Origin of the sequence: Weizmannia sp. FSL K6-3076, assembly GCF_038007245.1 — a bacterium.
GTDB classification, from domain to species: Bacteria; Bacillota; Bacilli; order Bacillales; family Bacillaceae_C; genus Weizmannia; species Weizmannia faecalis.
Map to the genome: position 1 here is coordinate 2,141,010 of NZ_JBBOWU010000001.1, position 17,927 is coordinate 2,158,936.

Here is a 17,927-nt window from a genome sequence, read left to right on the forward strand (position 1 = left end):
CACTCCGTTTAAGCATTCTTGTTGAGCAATTCTTTCAGTTCATCGAGAAAAACATTCAAGTCTTTAAATTGGCGGTAAACGGAAGCAAAGCGGACATAGGCCACTTCATCCACTTTCGACAGCCTGTCCATCACCATTTCCCCGATCAGGGTGGAACTGACTTCTGTATATCCTTGCCTGCGGATTTCTTTTTCGATCTCCATGGAGATTTTTTCAAGCTGGTCCAGCGACACAGGCCGTTTTTCACACGCTTTAATCAGCCCGCGCAAAATTTTCTCACGGTTAAATTCTTCGCGGTTGCCGTCTTTTTTCACGACAATGAGCGGGGTTTCTTCCACTTTTTCAAACGTGGTGAAGCGGTACGAGCAGTCTTCGCATTCACGCCTTCTGCGGATGGAACGGCCTTCGTCCACCGGCCTTGAATCGATCACACGCGTATTGTTGCTATGGCAAGACGGACATTTCATATGAACCCCCCGTTCTGATACATTCTTACTACCATCATATATAAAAGAAGGCGAATAGACAACAGAAAGGTTTATCCTATTCCCGAAAGAAATTTATACATGCAGAACATATTGGATGTATCTTCTGTTTGTATATCCGGAAAAGTCCTCACTTTTCATCTATCCATCAATAGAATAGAAAGGTTTACACTTCTATTTCGTCAGCATCCCGCACAAGTCATCCTCCGGCGCGGCTCTGAAAACTGGTAACGAAAACGGAGCAGGCTGGTGCTGCTCCGTTCGGCTTAGGCAATATTGATTTTCCCGGTTTCTTCCATTTTTTCCGCGACGAGCTGTGCCAGTTGTACGACGCGGCAAGAATAGCCCCATTCATTATCGTACCAGGCCAGCACCTTGACTTTGCTTCCATCCATGACCATCGTGGATAAGCCGTCGACAATGGCCGAGTACGGATTTGTCGTATAATCCGAAGAAACGAGCGGCACTTCTGTATAGTCCAAAATGCCTTGCAGCGAGCCTTTCGCCGCCGCCTTAAATGCATCATTCACTTCTTCCGCCGTCACTTCTTTTTTCAAATCGACGACAAGGTCCACTAGCGATACATCCGGGGTCGGAACACGCAGCGCCATGCCGTGTAGTTTCCCTTTCAGTTGCGGGAGAACAAGGCCTAACGCTTTTGCCGCCCCGGTTGTCGTCGGAATGATCGATTTGCCACAGGCCCGGGCACGCCTTAAATCTTTATGCGGATTGTCGATATTGTTCTGGTCATTCGTATAAGAATGGACTGTTGTCATCAGGCCGTTTACGATCCCGAATTGTTCATCAAGTACTTTCGCGACCGGTGCCAGGCAGTTTGTGGTGCAGGAAGCGTTCGAGATAATATGATGCCGCTCGATATCTAAAACGTTTTCATTTACCCCTAAAACAATCGTGACATCTTCATTCTTCCCGGGCGCTGTCAACAGTACTTTTTTCGCGCCTGCCTGAAGATGGAGCGCGGCTTTTTCCCTTGCATTGAATTTTCCGGTTGCTTCAATTACCACATCAATATCCATTTTTCCCCACGGCAGTTGGGCCGGATTGCGTTCCGCCAAAAGCCGGATGCGTTTGCCGTTCACAATGAGTGCTTCCTCTTCTTCCACTTCCACTTCTCCGGGAAATACGCCGTGGATGGAGTCATATTTAATCAAATGTGCCAGTGTTTCCGCCGGATAGCAGGCATTCACCGCCACAATATTTAAAGCGTTATCCATCATGGCTTTTCTGAAAACCATTCTGCCGATGCGGCCGAAACCATTAATCGCAATTTTTGTTTCCACAGTGCAGACAACTCCTTCGAATAATAAATGACATACTTTTAATCCATTATTCATCAATTAGTATATCATATTTTAAAAGTTATGTAGCGTTATTCCCCTATTTTTGCATAAAAAAAACCATGATGTACCCATCATGGAACGAGCTGCCAATCTGACACGATTTTTTCAAGCTGCTGTTTTGTTTCCTCCAGGCTGCCATTGTTGTCGAGCACCGCATCCGCCAGTGCCTTTTTTTCGCTCAGCGGCATTTGCGCCCGGATCCGCATCTGCGCTTCTTTTTCTGAAAGGCCGTTTCGGGTCATTAATCTCTTTAACTGCGTCTCTCCATCCACGTAAACGAGGATGGTGCGTTCAACCATATAGGTAAGCCGGCTTTCAAAAAGAAGCGGGATATCCAGAAAGACAGTTTTTTTCCCATTTTCAATTGCCCGGTCCTTTTCCCGCGTCATCCAGGCCCGGACTGCAGGGTGGACAATGCTGTTTAGTTTCATCCGGAGTGCTTCATCCGCAAAAATGAGTGCCCCGAGTTTTTTCCGGTCAAGCGTGAGATCTTGCAGCAAAATCCCTTCGCCGAACGCTTCAATGATTTGTTCATACGCAAGTTCGCCGGGTTCGACCACTTTTCTTGCGGCAATATCCGCATCGACAATCGTAAACCCTTTTGTTTTCAGCATATTGGACACCGTGCTTTTGCCGCTTGCAATCCCGCCTGTTAAGCCGATAATCTTTGCCATACTCCCACCTGCCTTGTTAAAACTTGCATATACCGATCAAAATGAGGAGAACACCTGGTATAAAGGAAATTTTCCGGATCCATTGCAGCCGGGAAAACAGCATGCCGAGCCGGATGCCGGAAGAGACAAGCAAAAAGCTCATGCCGGCAACAAGGAAACTGAGCAGAAACGGGGAGTAGCCCATGATGCCCGCACCGATCCCGGCACCGAATGCATCGAGCGAGAGCGCAATCCCAAGCATGACCGCTTCGATTCCCGTAATGGCCCCGGAACGGTCAAAATCCGCGCTCGTCGGTTTTTTCAAAATATGGATGACGACGCCCAATGAGCGGATTTCAAAGTTGAGCACGACCTTTTCCCCGGGTTCTTCTTTTTCGTCGTTTGACCGGAAAAACTGGACCATCACCCATGCCCCGATCAAAATTAAAATCACGCCGCCAATCCGGTTTGCCGTTTCCGGGCGAATCCAATGGAGTAGGCTCTTCCCGAACAGCACGGAAAGAAATAAAGACGCCCCCGAACAAACGGCGATGATGAGGAGGGACTTAAGCGGAATCTTCATCTTCCGCAGCCCGTATGTAAAACCTGTGCTGAAATTATCCATGCTGACCGCCAATGCCAATAGCAAAATCGAAAGCCGGAAACCCACGGCCATCGCCCCTTCCGTTTTGCATCGCTGCTATTAGTGTATGGAGGGGGCCTGGCCAATGTTCAACCTGTTATCTGCGTTTCTTTTGGCAATTCGGGCAGTAATGGGTGCCGCGGCCTGCTGTAACCATCTTTTCAATCGGGGTGCCGCATTTCCGGCACGGCTCCCCTTTCCGGCCGTAAACATACAGCTCGAGCTGGAACATGCCCATCTGCCCTTGCGAATTCACATAGGAACGGACCGTGCTGCCGCCTTTTTCAACGGCTTCCTGCAACGTTTGGACGATCTCGCTGTGTAAAAGATGTACGTCTTTTTTTGTCAGTGACTTTGCTTTCCGCTCCGGATAGATGCGGGCACGGAACAAGGCTTCGTCCACATAAATATTCCCGAGCCCAGAAATGACCGTCTGATCGAGCAAACAGGTTTTGATATTGCGTTCCGTTTTCTTTAATTTGTCGTATAAATATTTTTCCGTAAACGCATCGGATAACGGCTCAGGGCCGAGTTTTGAAAGCGGGAGAGAGGACAATTCCTCCCCCTTTAAAAACAAATGCATCGTCCCGAATTTGCGGACGTCTTTATACCTTAGTTCCTTTCCGGATTGAAAATGAAAAATCATATGCGTATGCTTTTCAACCGGTTCATTTTGGTCATAAACCCGGTACCGTCCTTCCATGCGCAAATGGGAGACAAGCGCGTAATGGTCCGTGTAAAAAATGAGAAATTTGCCGCGCCGCCCGAGCGAACGGATCGTTTCACCGGCCAGAGCATCGGCAAACGCCTCTGTGTGAAGCGGCTTTTTGACCATTTTTGGCAAAAGCACCGTTACGCTTTCAATCGTTTCGCCGGCAACGAGCTGTGCCAGCGTTCTTCGTATCGTTTCCACTTCCGGTAGTTCCGGCATGCTTGATTCCTCTTTCCTTTCTTTGTTGCCTGCAGCTATTTTGCATCAAACCAGGTCGGCCCGTATGCGGAATCCACTTTCAGGGGAGCGGCAAGATCTACGGCATGCTCCATCACTTCCGGCACAATTTCTTTCAGCACTTCAATCTCTTCTTCCGGCGCTTCGAAAATCAGCTCGTCATGGACCTGCAGCAGCAGCCGCGCCCGCAGTTTTTCTTTTTTCAGCCTTTTTGCCATATCGATCATCGCTTTTTTAATAATATCAGCTGCACTTCCCTGGATCGGTGTATTCATGGCCGTCCTTTCAGCAAAGCTGCGCAAGTTGAAATTCCGGCTTGTAATTTCCGGCAAGTAACGCCGCCGCTTTAAAAGGGTGGAGACATAGCCTTTTTGCTTGGCTTCCCTGACAATTTCATCCATATATTCCTTAACGCGCGGGTAGGACGCAAAATACCGTTTGATAAATTCGCCGGCTTCCTTGCGGGAAATGCCGAGATTTTGCGAAAGCCCGTAGTCGCTGATGCCATATACGATCCCGAAGTTGACCGCTTTTGCCTGGCGCCGCATCTCAGACGTTACTTCTTCCGCTTTCACATGGAAAACTTCCATCGCCGTTTTCGTATGGATATCCATGCCTTCGCGGAACGCTTCAATCAGCTTTTCATCGCCGGAAATATGGGCGAGCACCCGCAATTCCACCTGCGAGTAATCCGATGAAAAAATAAGCCAGCCTTCTTCCGACGGGACAAACGCTTGACGAATTTTCCGGCCTTCTTCCATGCGGATCGGGATATTTTGCAAATTCGGATCCGTCGAGCTGAGGCGGCCGGTCTGCGTCAATGCTTGGTTAAAACGCGTATGGACTTTGCCATCTTGGTGGACCACTTTTAAGAGCCCCTCAATATAGGTGGACTGGAGTTTCCCAAGCTGCCGGTAATGAAGGATTTCCCTGACGATTTCGTGGGCAGGCTCCAGTTTTTCGAGCACATCGGCAGACGTGGAGTATCCCGTTTTTGTTTTTTTAATGACAGGCAGCCCCATTTTTTCAAAAAGAATGACGCCAAGCTGCTTCGGCGAATTGATGTTGAATTCAGTGCCGGCCATGCTGTAAATCCGCTGCTCAATTTCATGAAGCCGGAGTTTAAATTCTTCGCCCATTTCTTTTAACCGGTCGGTATCGACTTTCACGCCGGTGTATTCCATATCCGCCAAAATAAGGGAAAGTGGGAGCTCGAGTTGTTCAAACAGTTCAAGCTGGCCGTTGTTTTTGAGCGCTTTTGTGCAAGGTTCGCAAAGGGCATCTATCGCTTCCGCTTTCCGGGAAATATGCTCGGCGTACCGTTTTTCCTCGGGCAGCTTCCGTTTCGCGCCTTTTCCGTAGACAGCCTCATCCGTTTCCACGTTCCCATAATCATGCGTTTTTGCCACCGAGGCAAAATCTTCGACCGTATCGGAAGGATTCAAGAGATAGGAAACGAGCAGCAAGTCAAAGTCGGTCCCACGCAGGTCTATGCCGTACCGTCTCAAAGCGACAATTGAACGCTTTGCATCGTAGACGTGTTTGATTTTGCTTTCATCTTCCACCCATTTTTTGAACGCTTCGGAAGAAAGTGCGTCTTCCGCCCGGAGGAAAAAGAGCCCTTTTTCGTTTTTTAAACCGAACCCGATGATCTCGCCAGTATGGTAATTTTCATCGAGAATCTCCACATAAAAAGAAGAAACATCGGCAAACAAGTTGTCCGTAATGTCTTCGGCAATGGAAAAAGAAATGGCTTCCAGTGCCGGTTTTTCTTCCGTCGGGGTGTCCCCGCCCATTTTTTCAAGCATTGATTTAAAGCCCAATTCCTGGTACAAATGCCGTAATTTTTCCGGGTCGGCGTGCTTGTATGCCGCCTGTTCAATGGAAATGGAAAGCGGAATGTCACGGTGAATGGTGGCGAGTTCTTTGCTCATCAGCGCCTGTTCTTTGTTCGCCTCCAATTTTTCCTGCAGTTTTTTCCCGGATACTTCCCCGATATGGTCAAGCAGCTCTTCCACCGTCGGGAACTGTTTTAACAGCTTAATGGCTGTTTTTTCCCCGATGCCCGGCACGCCGGGAATGTTATCGGATGAATCGCCCATCAGCCCTTTCATGTCGATGATCTGATGCGGCGTTAACCCGTATTTTTCCTCGACATGCGCCGGCGTGTAGGCTTCCATATCGGTGATCCCTTTACGCGTAATCATTACCGTTGTTTTCGGCGAAACAAGCTGCGTCATATCTTTGTCGCCGGAGATGACTTTCACAATAAACCCTTCTTCTTCCGCTTTTTTCGACAGGGTGCCGATGATGTCATCCGCTTCGTAATTTTCCAGTTCGTACCGTTCAATCCCGTGGGCATCGAGCAGTTCCCGAATCAGCGGGAACTGTTCGGACAGTTCCGGCGGAGTTTTTTGGCGCGTTCCTTTATATTCGCTGTATGTTTCGTGGCGGAAGGTCGTTTTGCCGGCATCAAACGCCACCAAAATATGCGTCGGCTTTTCCTCTTCCAATATTTTGGAAAGCATCATCGTAAAGCCGTAAACCGCATTCGTATGTATGCCTTTGTCATTGTTCAAAAGCGGCAAAGCAAAAAACGCCCTATAGGCAATGCTGTTTCCATCAATTAAAATCAATTTTTTCAAAACCAAAACCTCCCGGAAAAATGGAGAATATCCGTTCATATTCCTTTCCCCATTTTACCATGATTCGGCGCAAAGGAAAAATCGCGGCGCTTTTAAAACGCATATTCCGCACGTAAATTTTTCCATTTTATGATTTTTTTAAAGGAATTTTCTCCTTCTTTGTAGAATTGAATGATTATCTAATTACGGGAAGATGAGGAAATTTTTATGTCAGATCAAATTTTAACCTTACATGTGGGGCCGTCTCAACTTTTATCTAAACTGTGTGATGAAATAGAACTCGAAAAGACCATTAATGATTTAGTCAAATGGGATTCTGTCCGTTGTCATGTCTCACCCGGAACAAGGATTAAAGCCCTTGTCTTAAACATTTTATGCAGTGGCAAGCCCCTTTATAAGGTTCATGAATTCTATCAAAACCTAGATTCTGAGATGCTTTTCGATACATCGGTTTCACCCGATCAATTAAATGATGATGCATTAGGAAGAGCATTAGATTACTTGTATGAAGCCGAAGCATGGAAAGTCTATTCCACCATTGCATTAAAAGCACTAAAAAAATTGAATCTTCCTATTGGTGTACTGCATAACGATACAACCTCAATTTCTGTTTACGGAGAATATAAGCAACCGAAGGAAGATGGACTGCAAATTACGTACGGGTATAGTAAGGCCCATAGGCCTGACTTAAAACAAATCGTTCTGGGGATGGGGGTCACACCTGAACGAATTCCTATCCTTGCAAAAGTAGAAAATGGGAATACTTCGGATAAATCTTGGAATGTGGAATTCATTCAAAAGATGAGAAAAATCCTTTCCCATGAAGATTGGAAAAATCTCATTTATCAAGCCGATTCTGCATTAATCACAACGGAAAATCTAGCGGAAATTCAACAACAAAATTTATCGTTTATTTCCCGTTTACCTGATACATTCGGTTTAAGCACAGAACTAAAGAAAGAGGCATGGTTGCTCAATAACTGGGAAAGGGTAGGCTCACTTAGCAATAAAAAAGACGCAGCTATTTACCAAATTCAAGCTTTTGAAAGACAAATTCAAAACCTTCCTTACCGGTTTCTTGTTGTCCACTCAAACAATTTAGATCAACGAAAAGAGAAAACCCTAAATCGGGCGATCGAAAAGGAAGAAATACAATTAAAAAAAGAGATAGAAAAACTGAGTAAAGTTATCTTTCATTGTAAAGAGGACGCACTAGAAGCAATTCAATCTTTTAAGAAAAAACAAAAGGCTTCATATTTCTGTTATAAACTAAACGTCCAGATGAGTGATCAACCTATCAAACGAAAAAAGAGAGGAAGACCTAAAAAGGACGAACAGACAAAACAAGAACAAATCTATCAAATACAACTGGAATCGTTTGAAAAAGATCATGATTTTATCGAAAATAAGAAAAAAATGCTCAGCACTTTTGTTTTAATCACAAATAAATTAGATGAGGAGACACTATCCAATCAAGAAGTTTTGAGGGTTTATAAAGGACAGTCGGCCGCTGAGACCCGTTTCCGATTAATCAAAGATTCACAAATGATTGATGCCATTTACTTAAAAACCCCGGAAAGGGTTGAGGCCTTAGGTATTGTGTATGTGATGGCTTTATTAATCTATGGAATTTTAGAATATCGAGTTAGAAAAGAACTGAAAGAAAAGAACCTATCTCTAATCTTGAAAGGAAAAAGGAAACTCTATCAACCCACAGGCCAAGCATTGTTAGAGCAATTAGAAGATATTACCGTGATCCTTATAAATCAAAATCAACAAAAAATAAGGCTCTTACCCGATAATATTGATTCACAAGCCAAAAAAATCATTGAATTATGCGGGTATGATGTATCAATATACGTGTCAAAAAATGTCGAAAACAAAGGAGAATAACACACAATAGGAGGAATTCATGAAAAGAATGTCGAATTGAAAAGAATTTTATCGAAAATTCCTCAAAAATAAGAAGATATCATCCCACCAAGCCATTTAAATATAGTTCATTCAAAAATTAGAATGAACTATATTTAAGACGTGCGAAATGTGGGTTAAAAAAATAAATGAAATATTGCCGCTAAAAAAGGCGCGATCATCACCTTTTCCAGCAATTTTTAGAGGATCAGACGCGAAAAAAAGCCCCAAACCCTTCATGCGGATTTGGAGCAGGATTTTCTGTTTATGCGAGGGCATCCATGACTTTCCGGACGGAGGCGGCGGATTTGTCAAGCGCTGCTTTTTCTTCCGGTGTCAGATCGAGTTCGATGATTTTTTCAAGGCCGTTGCCGCCCAAAATGACCGGAATGCCGAGATAAATGCCGTTGTAGCCGTATTCGCCTTCGAGATAAGCAACGGCAGGCAGGATGCGGCGCTGATCTTTGGCAATGGCTTCCACCATTTCCGTTAATGCTGCTGCGGGCGCATAATAAGCACTGCCGTTACCAAGCAGGTTCACGATTTCCCCGCCGCCTTTTCTTGTCCGTTCCACAATTTTATCGAGGCGCTCTTTGGGAAGTAATGTTTCGAGCGGAATGCCGCCTGCGTAAGCGTAACGGACGAGCGGCACCATCTCATCGCCATGGCCGCCGAGCACAAAACCGGTAACGTCTTTGACGGAGACGTCCAGTTCCTCTGCGACGAAAGCGCGGAATCTTGCCGTGTCGAGCACACCCGACTGGCCGATTACGCGGTTTTTCGGAAAACCGGATGTTTGATAAACCGTGTAGGTCATTGCATCAACCGGGTTCGTCAGTACTATCAGCACGGCGTTTGGCGAGTATTTCACAATTTCCTTTGTCACGTTTTCCATGATCTTTTGGTTTGTCTGCACAAGGTCGTCCCGGCTCATCCCCGGTTTGCGCGCAACGCCCGCCGTGATGACGACAACATCGGAATCCTTTGTGTCTGCATAATCGGACGTGCCGGTGATCTTTGCATCAAACCCCTGTACCGGGGATGCTTCAAACATGTCCAAGGCTTTCCCTTTTACCGGGTTTTCCATTTGCGGGATGTCAACGAGCACCACATCCCCCAGTTCTTTTTGGGCAATCAGAAACGCCGTTGTCGCCCCTGTAAAACCGCCGCCAATGACCGATATTTTTTTCCTTTTCAGCATGACGAGCCCCCTTTGTTTAAATGTCAGCCGGCTGTAAAAAGGCAGCCGGCTTGCCGTAAATCATTTGTCCGTTATTTCCCCATGTTTTTAATCAGTTCATCGCCAAATTCAGAGCATTTGACTTCTCTTGCGCCATCCATCAGGCGGGCAAAGTCGTATGTGACCACTTTGGATGCGATCGTTTTTTCCATCGAACCGATAATCAATTTTGCCGCTTCATTCCAGCCCAAATGTTCAAGCATCAAAACACCCGACAAAATAACGGATGAAGGGTTCACTTTATCCAAGCCGGCATATTTCGGTGCCGTTCCGTGCGTCGCTTCGAAAATGGCATGGCCGGTTTCGTAGTTGATGTTCGCGCCAGGGGCAATCCCGATGCCGCCGACTTGTGCAGCGAGCGCATCCGAAATGTAGTCGCCGTTTAAGTTCATCGTTGCGACGACGTCAAATTCGCGCGGACGGGTCAAAATTTGTTGCAGGAAGATATCGGCAATCGCATCTTTGATAATGATCTTGCCGTTTGCTTCTGCTTCTTTCTGCGCCTGGTTGGCAGCATCCGCGCCTTTTTCTTCTTTAATGCGGTCGTATTCGGACCAGGTGAAGACTTTATCGCCGAATTCCCTTTCCGCCAGTTCGTAACCCCAGTTTTTAAACGCGCCTTCCGTAAATTTCATGATATTGCCTTTATGTACCAGCGTAACGGATTTGCGCCCTTCTTTGATCGCATAGTTAATCGCAGCGCGCACCAGCCGTTCCGTTCCTTCTTTCGATACCGGTTTGATGCCGATGCCGGAAGTTTCCGGGAAGCGGATTTTTTTCACGCCCATTTCATCTTGCAAAAACGAAATGACTTTTTTCACTTCCGGTGAACCTTCTTGATATTCAATGCCGGCATAAATGTCTTCCGTGTTTTCGCGGAAAATGACCATATCGGTATCCTGCGGGCGTTTAACCGGGGAAGGGACGCCATCAAAATAACGGACAGGGCGCAGGCAGACGAATAAGTCGAGTTCCTGGCGCAGCGCAACATTCAGCGAACGGATCCCGCCGCCGACCGGAGTGGTTAATGGCCCTTTAATGGCAATGAAATATTCGCGGATCGTGTCAAGCGTTTCCTGCGGCAGCCATTCCCCTGTTTTATTGAACGCTTTTTCCCCTGCATAGACCTCTTTCCAGACAATTTTCTTTTCGCCTTTATAGGCCTTCTCAACAGCCGCATCCAATACGCGCTGTGCAGCCGCCCAAATATCAGGGCCGGTGCCGTCCCCTTCGATAAATGGAATAATCGGGTGATTCGGTGTGTTTAATACGCCGTTTTCTACGGTGATCTTTTCTCCTTGTGCCATTTCAAAATCTCCTCCAGTCCCAATATCAGTTTATACTTGTGGTGTACACGGAATGAACCGGCCCCGCGCATGGTCCTGAGCCGGTCCTTCCCCACCAGATGCACGCTTGCCCATCCCCAAATACTTCCAGGAACGGGCGGGCGTTTTAAGAAAATAACGGATAAATTCAGCCGGGATGGTTCCCCGCCAAGGTCCCGTTACCGGTCTTCAAGCGGAACGTACTGGCGCATGCCCGGGCCAATATATTCCGCGCGTGGGCGGATAATCCGGTTGTTGGCGTATTGTTCCAAAATATGGGCGATCCATCCGGAAATGCGGCTGACGGCAAAAATCGGCGTGAACAGGTCATGGTCAATGCCGAGGCAATGATAGACAGATGCAGAATAAAAGTCTACATTGGCAGGAATGCCTTTTTCGCTCGTGACAATTTGCTCAATTTTTACCGACATATCATAATATTTACGCTGCCCGGTCAGCTCTGTCAATTTTTCCGACATTTTTTTCAGGTGTTTTGCGCGCGGATCGCCTTTTCTGTAAACGCGGTGGCCAAAACCCATAATTTTTTCTTTGTTGATGAATTTTTCATGCAGGTAATCTTCCACTTTATCGACCGAACCGATTTCCGTGAGCATTTTCATGACCTGCTCATTTGCGCCGCCGTGGAGCGGGCCTTTTAATGCGCCGATTGCAGCGGTAACGCCGGAATAGATGTCGGAAAGCGTCGCAACACAAACGCGTGCAGTAAAAGTGGATGCGTTCAGTTCATGGTCCGCATGCAGTACAAGCGCTTTGTTAAAGGCTTCCACTTCAATCGGTTCCGGTTCCTTTTCTTTTAACATGTACAGGAAGTTTGCGGCAAAACCGAGATCTCTGCGCGGTGCGACAGGTTCTAGGCCTTTCCTGACCCTTGCGAAAGCGGCAACAATTGCCGGTATTTTTGCCTGCAGCCGGATGGCTTTGCGCAAGTTTGCTTCCCGGTCCATTGCATCTGCTTCATCATCGTAAAGCGCGAGTGCGGAAACAGCGGTACGGAGCGCGGCCATCGGGTGCACTTTCCCGATCGGGTAAGTTTTAAAGCTATCCAAAATTTCTTTCGGCAATTCCATATGATCCGCCAGTTCCTGCTTAAATGTTTCCAGTTCGGATTTTGTCGGCAGTTTTAAATGCCACAGCAGGTAGACGACTTCTTCAAAGCTGGCTTTTTCTGCTAAATCATCAATGCCGTAGCCGACATATGTAAGCGTGTCATCGATGATCGAGCTGATTGAAGTTTCACTTGCAACGACCCCCTCTAGACCTCTTGTTGCTGTCATGCTTATCTCTCCTTCTCCTTAAGGTTGTTTCCCCCATCTCAAACGTAGATAAGTTGATTTCGGGGTATATATTTTTCTGCGGAATAAATAACGGTTGCCGGCCGGCAATATGCAAGCGATCACATACTCTATTATAATATAATAATTATATTTGTCTATTTTTTGACGTACATGCGCCCGCTTACATAAATCATTATAAACAATTTTCAAACACATTGGTACAGAAAAAAGCCAAATTTCTTCTTTTAGTATAGCGCTTTCGCAGCCGTGCTGGCAATCATTTTGATTTTAGCATATGCCCTTCTGTAGCAGCAGGAGAAAAACCGTTGAAAAATCTTTCTTCCAACGGTTTTTACATGTTTAAGCAAATTCCACCCGGCTAAAAACTGTTTGTCACCCATTCGACGATTTTCATGGCCATCCAGGCAATGCCGGCGCCGATCAGCGGCCCGACCGCAACCCCTTTAAACAAAGAAACGGCGAGAATGGTGCCAAGCACGAGCGCCGTCGTAATTTGCGGATCGCTCGCAAGCAGGGTGATACCGTTTTTGGCCAGAAGCGCGACAATGATACCGGATGCAAGTGCAATCCATGCATACGGCGATTTGAGCGATTCATACAAATCTTTAAAGCCGATCTGTCCGGTTGCAATCGGCACAAGGACGGCGATCGTAATAATGGTGACGCCCCAGTTGATCCCTTTCGACTGGACGGTTGAAAAAATTTTCGCATCCAGCCCTGCCACTTTCAGGACAAGTAGCACGATAACAGAAATGATTAACGATTGGTTTTTTGCCGCAAATCCGATCGCTAAAAGCAGCAACAAAAATAAATACGGCTGGTACATAAGCATCCCTTCTTTCATGCTGAAAATCTTTTGGTGCCGGGTATTTTTTTCTGAATTTTTGGTGAAGATAGAAATAGAAAATCTATCAAAAAAAACGGCTTTTTCTTTGTTTTACGCCCCCCGCCGTGTAAAATAATAACATATTAACGAATACAGGAGGGTCAGACTTGAATTCTGTTTACATACACCGCGCGCTGCGGGGCCTTTTTGTTGCACTGTGCATCCTGGTTGGCTTTTTTGCGGTTTATCTGGCTGTAAAATACGCTTATCCGTTTATTATTGCGCTGTTGATCGCGCTTATGATCAACCCGCTCGTCAATTTTCTGGACAGAAAGGTAAGGCTTCCGCGGGCGCTTGCTGTTTTGATATCCCTGATTCTGATCATTGGCGTCTTTGTCGGCATCATTACGCTGCTTGTTGCCGAGATCGTAACGGGGGCGAATTACCTTGCTGACGTTTTGCCGGAGCATGTCCAGACGCTTGTCAATTATTCGGAATCGCTTGTCACCGCCCAAGTTTTACCGCTGTACGACCAGCTGGCGGGCCTCTTTAAAAATCTCGATGCAGGCCAGCAGGAAACGATCGTGCAAAACATTCAGGCGGCCGGGCAAAAGATCGCTTCTTCAGCAGGTGATTTCCTGTCCGGGCTGTTTAAAAAACTGCCGGGGCTTGTTTCCTGGATTCCAAATGCGGCAACCGTGCTGATTTTTGCCCTGCTTGCAACGTTTTTCATCAGCAAGGACTGGAACCAGTTGACAGGCAAAGGAAAGCTGTTACTGCCGAAAAAAGCAAGAAAAAGCGGGATCACCGTGTTTGCCGACCTCCGCAATGCGCTTTTCGGTTTTGTCCGTGCTGAATTGACACTGATTTCCATGACACTTGTCATTGTGCTGATCGGGCTTTTGATTTTACGCGTGGATTACGCGATTACAATCGCCCTTGTTTGCGGCATTGTCGATATTTTGCCGTATTTGGGAACGGGCGTTGTGTTTGTCCCCTGGATCATTTACGAATTCATTACCGGCAGCCTGCCGCTTGCGATCGGGCTTACCGTCCTTTACATTGTCGTGATCGTGCAAAGGCAGATTATGGAGCCGAAAATTTTATCGTCCAGCATCGGAATGAATCCACTCGCGACGCTTATCGCCCTGTTTATTGGCTTTAAAACAGTCGGGTTCCTTGGCTTGATTCTCGGGCCGATTACACTCGTGTTGCTGACCGCGCTGATCCGCGCCCATGTATTCCATGACATTTGGAACTATATTATGGGCAAAAAAACAATATAAAAAACGCAGAGGCCGGATGCCTCTGCGTTTTTTTTTGCTTATTTACAATACAGTCGCATGGCCGTTGTAAACCGAGCCGGTTGCTGCATCTACCGTAACTTCCTGCCCGTCTTTAAAAATGGAAACGGCTTTTTCAACACCGACAATGACCGGAATGCCGACATTGATGCCAACAACTGCAGCATGGCTTGTCAAGCCGCCTTCTTCCGTAATCAGCGCGGCACATTTTTCAATGGCCGGCATGATTTCTTTGTCGGTCGTTCTCGTGATGAGCACACAGCCTTCTGTTGCTTTTGCGTTTGCTTCTTCTGGGCTTTCAGCAACAACGACCGGACCAAATGCCGATTTTCTGCCGATTCCCTGGCCTTTTGCCAATATATCGCCGATCAGGTGCACTTTCATCAGGTTGGTTGTGCCTTTCCCACCAACAGGGACGCCGGCTGTGATAATCACAAGGTCGCCGTGATGGACGATATCGGATTTCAATGCTTCATCCACTGCGATTTCAAGCATTTCATCCGTATTGTTTGCCTTTGTGCCCAATTGCGGGTATACGCCGGACACAACGGTTAAGCCGCGCTGCACTTTCGGATCGCTCGTGACAGCAATAATCGGGGCTGCCGGGCGGTATTTGGAGATCATGCGCGCCGTATAGCCGCTTTCGGTTGGCGCAATAATGGCATTCACATCAAGATTTAAAGCCGTATGGGCAACGGACTGGCAAATGGCGTCTGTCATATTATGGTCCGTGCTCTTGCTGCGTTTGTTCAGAATATCGCGGTGGTTAATCGCTTTTTCCACATGGACCGCGATATTGTACATCGTCTTAACCGCTTCAGCAGGATATTTTCCGGCTGCTGTTTCGCCGGAAAGCATGATTGCATCCGTGCCGTCGAAAATGGCGTTGGCCACGTCGCTTGCTTCTGCGCGGGTCGGGCGCGGGTTGCGCTGCATCGAATCCAGCATTTGCGTTGCGGTAATGACCGGTTTGCCGAGCGTATTGCATTTTCTGATCAGCTCTTTTTGCACGAGCGGTACCGCTTCGGTCGGAATTTCAACGCCGAGGTCACCGCGGGCAACCATTAAGCCGTCCGATACAGCTAGGATTTCATCGATGTTGTCGACGCCTTCCTGGTTTTCAATTTTAGGGAAAATTTTCACATGTAAAGCATCGTGTTCTTCAAGGAGCTGGCGAATTTCCAAAACGTCAGACGGCCGGCGTACAAATGAAGCCGCAATGAAGTCAATGCCTTGTTCAAGCCCGAACAGGATATCGCTCACGTCTTTTTCGGTAATGCCCGGAAGGTTCACGGAGACACCCGGGACGTTGACACCCTTTTTGTTTTTCAAAACGCCGCGGTTCAGCACTTTTGTATGGATTTCACCGGCGTTTTTATCGATGGCCGTCACTTCCAGTTCAATCAAACCATCATCAAGCAGAATTTTAGAGCCAACGTGCACATCATCAATCAGCCCTTCATACGTGACCGAAAATTTTTCCGTTGTCCCGAGCACTTCTGTCATTGAAATGACCGGCGTCATGCCTTCAACGAGCTCAAATCCGCCGTCTTTCATATCGTGGGTGCGGATTTCCGGTCCCTTTGTATCAAGCAAAAGCCCGATCGTTTTGTTTTGGTTTTTTGCAGCTTCGCGGATATTTTTAATCCGGGCAAGATGTTCCTCGTGGCTGCCGTGCGAGAAGTTCAGGCGGCAAACATCCATCCCGTTTGCCATTAATCTTTCAAGCATTTCCACACTTTCACTGGCAGGCCCGATAGTACATACAATTTTGGTTTTTTTCATTCTATTTCCTCCTAAACAACGTTAGATCGACAATTCTTTCGACAGCTTATACATGTTTTGATTAATGGCGTGCGGTTTCCCGAGAATCTCAAGGATGTCATGGTCAACCAGCTGGTTATTTTGAATACCGACAGCGCGGCCCCCTTTTCCTTCGAGCAGCAGTTCAACAGCCCTTGCGCCGAGGCGGCTTGCAAGCACGCGGTCAAATGCAGTCGGAGAACCGCCACGCTGGATATGGCCGAGAACGGAAACGCGGGTATCACCGATCGCACCAGTTTTTTTCAATTTTTCCGCAAACTCGTTACCACTCATCACGCCTTCCGCGACGATGATAATGCTGTGGCGTTTGCCACGTTTTTTCCCTTGTTCAAGGCGATCCACGACATCTTTCAAATCAAACTTTTCTTCCGGCACAATAATTGATTCAGCCCCGCCGGCAAGACCGGACCAAAGCGCGATATCCCCCGCATTTCTGCCCATGACTTCAATAATAAAGGTACGTTCGTGGGAAGAAGCGGTGTCGCGAATTTTGTCAATCGCATCCAGAACAGTGTTCAGCGCTGTATCAAAACCAATTGTAAAATCCGTACCTGGGATGTCGTTGTCGATTGTCCCCGGCACACCGATGCAGTTGAAACCTTGTTCTGTCAGTTTTTTCGCTCCCTGATAGGAACCGTCCCCGCCGATCACAACGAGGGCTTCAATGCCATGGTCTTTCAGCTGCCGGATCGCTTTTTGCTGCCCTTCCGGCGTTTTGAATTCTTCGCTTCTTGCCGACTGCAAAACCGTGCCGCCGCGTTGGAGAATATCACCGACAGATCCTGCTTCAAGCTTTTGGACGTTACCATGAATCAACCCGTTATAGCCCTGGTGAATACCGTAAACTTCCAGGCCGTGATAAATCCCTTTACGGGTAATCGCGCGGACTGCGGCATTCATCCCTGGTGCATCGCCGCCGCTTGTTAATACTCCAATTCGCTTCATATTATTCACCTCTGTATATGTAATTCTCTTGGCAGGCCGGTATTTCAATCAAGCAAAGTAATTATAGTATCTCCAAGTCTGCCTTCGAATATATCTAAAATACCACTTTAAAAGCATGTTCACAATCGATCATGAAAAAGTAAAAATTTTAAAAATGTGCGTTTATGAACAAACTGTGTCGGAATAGTATGAATACGTTACCAATTCTCCTGTCTTCCCTGCCTGCCATGCAAACGGCGTTCTTTTTTCTTTTCCCGGTTTCCATGCCGGTAAACCAGGATCTGAATTTTCTTTTCAACCACTTAGAAGAAAGGGGATCCTATATAACTTGAACTAAACATTACTACTTGTTTATGTGCTGCCATCCTGATCGTCATTGATTTTGGTACGAAAAACTTAAGTTCATTTTATATAGTTAGAAAGCAGAACGCCAAAATTTTGGCCTGCATCCGTTACACCATGTAAAAAGCGAGGCAACCGGTGATGGGTGCCGGTTGCCT

General features: G+C 46.9%; 14 protein-coding genes. 2 read left to right on the forward strand and 12 right to left on the reverse strand.

Annotated features, from left to right (window positions below; translation table 11 throughout):
• Positions 1-8: 8 nt before the first annotated feature.
• From nrdR to polA, 6 genes are all read right to left on the reverse strand, one after another.
• On the reverse strand, positions 9-467 hold the full coding sequence (gene nrdR / locus NSS95_RS10215; protein WP_013859905.1) for a transcriptional regulator NrdR: 459 nt from the start codon (positions 465-467) through the stop codon (positions 9-11).
• Positions 468-751: 284 nt separating this feature from the next.
• Entirely contained in the window at positions 752-1,786 is a 1,035-nt protein-coding gene (locus NSS95_RS10220) for a glyceraldehyde-3-phosphate dehydrogenase (RefSeq protein ID WP_035188398.1), read from the reverse strand.
• A 131-nt stretch (positions 1,787-1,917) separates the two neighbouring features.
• Positions 1,918-2,520: a dephospho-CoA kinase gene (gene coaE / locus NSS95_RS10225; RefSeq protein WP_035188400.1), complete on the reverse strand. Its 603-nt coding sequence runs from the start codon at positions 2,518-2,520 to the stop codon at positions 1,918-1,920.
• 16 nt (positions 2,521-2,536) lie between these two features.
• Complete coding sequence (gene ytaF / locus NSS95_RS10230; protein WP_014097756.1) at positions 2,537-3,175, reverse strand: sporulation membrane protein YtaF; 639 nt, start codon at positions 3,173-3,175, stop codon at positions 2,537-2,539.
• A gap of 64 nt (positions 3,176-3,239) precedes the next feature.
• Positions 3,240-4,073, reverse strand: coding sequence for a DNA-formamidopyrimidine glycosylase (gene mutM / locus NSS95_RS10235; RefSeq protein ID WP_035188402.1), 834 nt, complete (start codon positions 4,071-4,073; stop codon positions 3,240-3,242).
• Positions 4,074-4,108: 35 nt separating this feature from the next.
• The gene (polA, locus tag NSS95_RS10240; protein ID WP_373897102.1) at positions 4,109-6,736 is read right to left on the reverse strand and encodes a DNA polymerase I; all 2,628 of its coding nucleotides are present in this window, start codon (positions 6,734-6,736) and stop codon (positions 4,109-4,111) included.
• A gap of 207 nt (positions 6,737-6,943) precedes the next feature.
• Here polA and NSS95_RS10245 point away from each other — a divergent pair, with 207 nt between their 5' ends.
• A complete protein-coding gene (locus NSS95_RS10245; protein WP_260832243.1) occupies positions 6,944-8,629 on the forward strand; it encodes an IS1634 family transposase in 1,686 nt (561 codons plus the stop codon).
• A gap of 283 nt (positions 8,630-8,912) precedes the next feature.
• Here NSS95_RS10245 and mdh read toward each other — a convergent pair whose 3' ends face one another.
• From mdh to NSS95_RS10265, 4 genes are all read right to left on the reverse strand, one after another.
• On the reverse strand, positions 8,913-9,848 hold the full coding sequence (gene mdh, locus NSS95_RS10250) for a malate dehydrogenase (protein WP_014097753.1): 936 nt from the start codon (positions 9,846-9,848) through the stop codon (positions 8,913-8,915).
• A gap of 71 nt (positions 9,849-9,919) precedes the next feature.
• Positions 9,920-11,194, reverse strand: coding sequence for an NADP-dependent isocitrate dehydrogenase (gene icd, locus NSS95_RS10255; RefSeq protein ID WP_014097752.1), 1,275 nt, complete (start codon positions 11,192-11,194; stop codon positions 9,920-9,922).
• A gap of 197 nt (positions 11,195-11,391) precedes the next feature.
• Positions 11,392-12,507: a citrate synthase gene (gene citZ, locus NSS95_RS10260; RefSeq protein WP_014097751.1), complete on the reverse strand. Its 1,116-nt coding sequence runs from the start codon at positions 12,505-12,507 to the stop codon at positions 11,392-11,394.
• 379 nt (positions 12,508-12,886) lie between these two features.
• On the reverse strand, positions 12,887-13,354 hold the full coding sequence (locus tag NSS95_RS10265) for a DUF441 domain-containing protein (protein WP_014097750.1): 468 nt from the start codon (positions 13,352-13,354) through the stop codon (positions 12,887-12,889).
• 167 nt (positions 13,355-13,521) lie between these two features.
• Between NSS95_RS10265 and ytvI the strand changes: the two genes are divergently transcribed.
• Positions 13,522-14,640, forward strand: a complete 1,119-nt coding sequence (gene ytvI / locus NSS95_RS10270; RefSeq protein WP_014097749.1) for a sporulation integral membrane protein YtvI — start codon at positions 13,522-13,524, stop codon at positions 14,638-14,640.
• Between the two features lie 42 nt (positions 14,641-14,682).
• On the opposite strand, the gene pyk is transcribed toward ytvI, so the two are convergent.
• Together pyk and pfkA are read right to left on the reverse strand one after the other, a co-directional pair.
• Complete coding sequence (gene pyk, locus NSS95_RS10275; protein WP_014097748.1) at positions 14,683-16,443, reverse strand: pyruvate kinase; 1,761 nt, start codon at positions 16,441-16,443, stop codon at positions 14,683-14,685.
• 21 nt (positions 16,444-16,464) lie between these two features.
• Positions 16,465-17,427, reverse strand: coding sequence for a 6-phosphofructokinase (gene pfkA, locus NSS95_RS10280; protein WP_035184376.1), 963 nt, complete (start codon positions 17,425-17,427; stop codon positions 16,465-16,467).
• Positions 17,428-17,927: the final 500 nt, after the last annotated feature.

What these genes read in the sequence shown, in the direction of transcription:
- nrdR (WP_013859905.1), bottom strand. Translation starts at nt 467, where the DNA reads ATGAAATGTCCGTCTTGCCATAGCAACAATACGCGTGTGATCGATTCA.
- coaE (WP_035188400.1), bottom strand. Translation starts at nt 2,520, where the DNA reads ATGGCAAAGATTATCGGCTTAACAGGCGGGATTGCAAGCGGCAAAAGC.
- ytaF (WP_014097756.1), bottom strand. Translation starts at nt 3,175, where the DNA reads ATGGCCGTGGGTTTCCGGCTTTCGATTTTGCTATTGGCATTGGCGGTC.
- mutM (WP_035188402.1), bottom strand. Translation starts at nt 4,073, where the DNA reads ATGCCGGAACTACCGGAAGTGGAAACGATACGAAGAACGCTGGCACAG.
- NSS95_RS10245 (WP_260832243.1), top strand. Translation starts at nt 6,944, where the DNA reads ATGTCAGATCAAATTTTAACCTTACATGTGGGGCCGTCTCAACTTTTA.
- mdh (WP_014097753.1), bottom strand. Translation starts at nt 9,848, where the DNA reads ATGCTGAAAAGGAAAAAAATATCGGTCATTGGCGGCGGTTTTACAGGG.
- icd (WP_014097752.1), bottom strand. Translation starts at nt 11,194, where the DNA reads ATGGCACAAGGAGAAAAGATCACCGTAGAAAACGGCGTATTAAACACA.
- citZ (WP_014097751.1), bottom strand. Translation starts at nt 12,507, where the DNA reads ATGACAGCAACAAGAGGTCTAGAGGGGGTCGTTGCAAGTGAAACTTCA.
- NSS95_RS10265 (WP_014097750.1), bottom strand. Translation starts at nt 13,354, where the DNA reads ATGTACCAGCCGTATTTATTTTTGTTGCTGCTTTTAGCGATCGGATTT.
- pyk (WP_014097748.1), bottom strand. Translation starts at nt 16,443, where the DNA reads ATGAAAAAAACCAAAATTGTATGTACTATCGGGCCTGCCAGTGAAAGT.
- pfkA (WP_035184376.1), bottom strand. Translation starts at nt 17,427, where the DNA reads ATGAAGCGAATTGGAGTATTAACAAGCGGCGGCGATGCACCAGGGATG.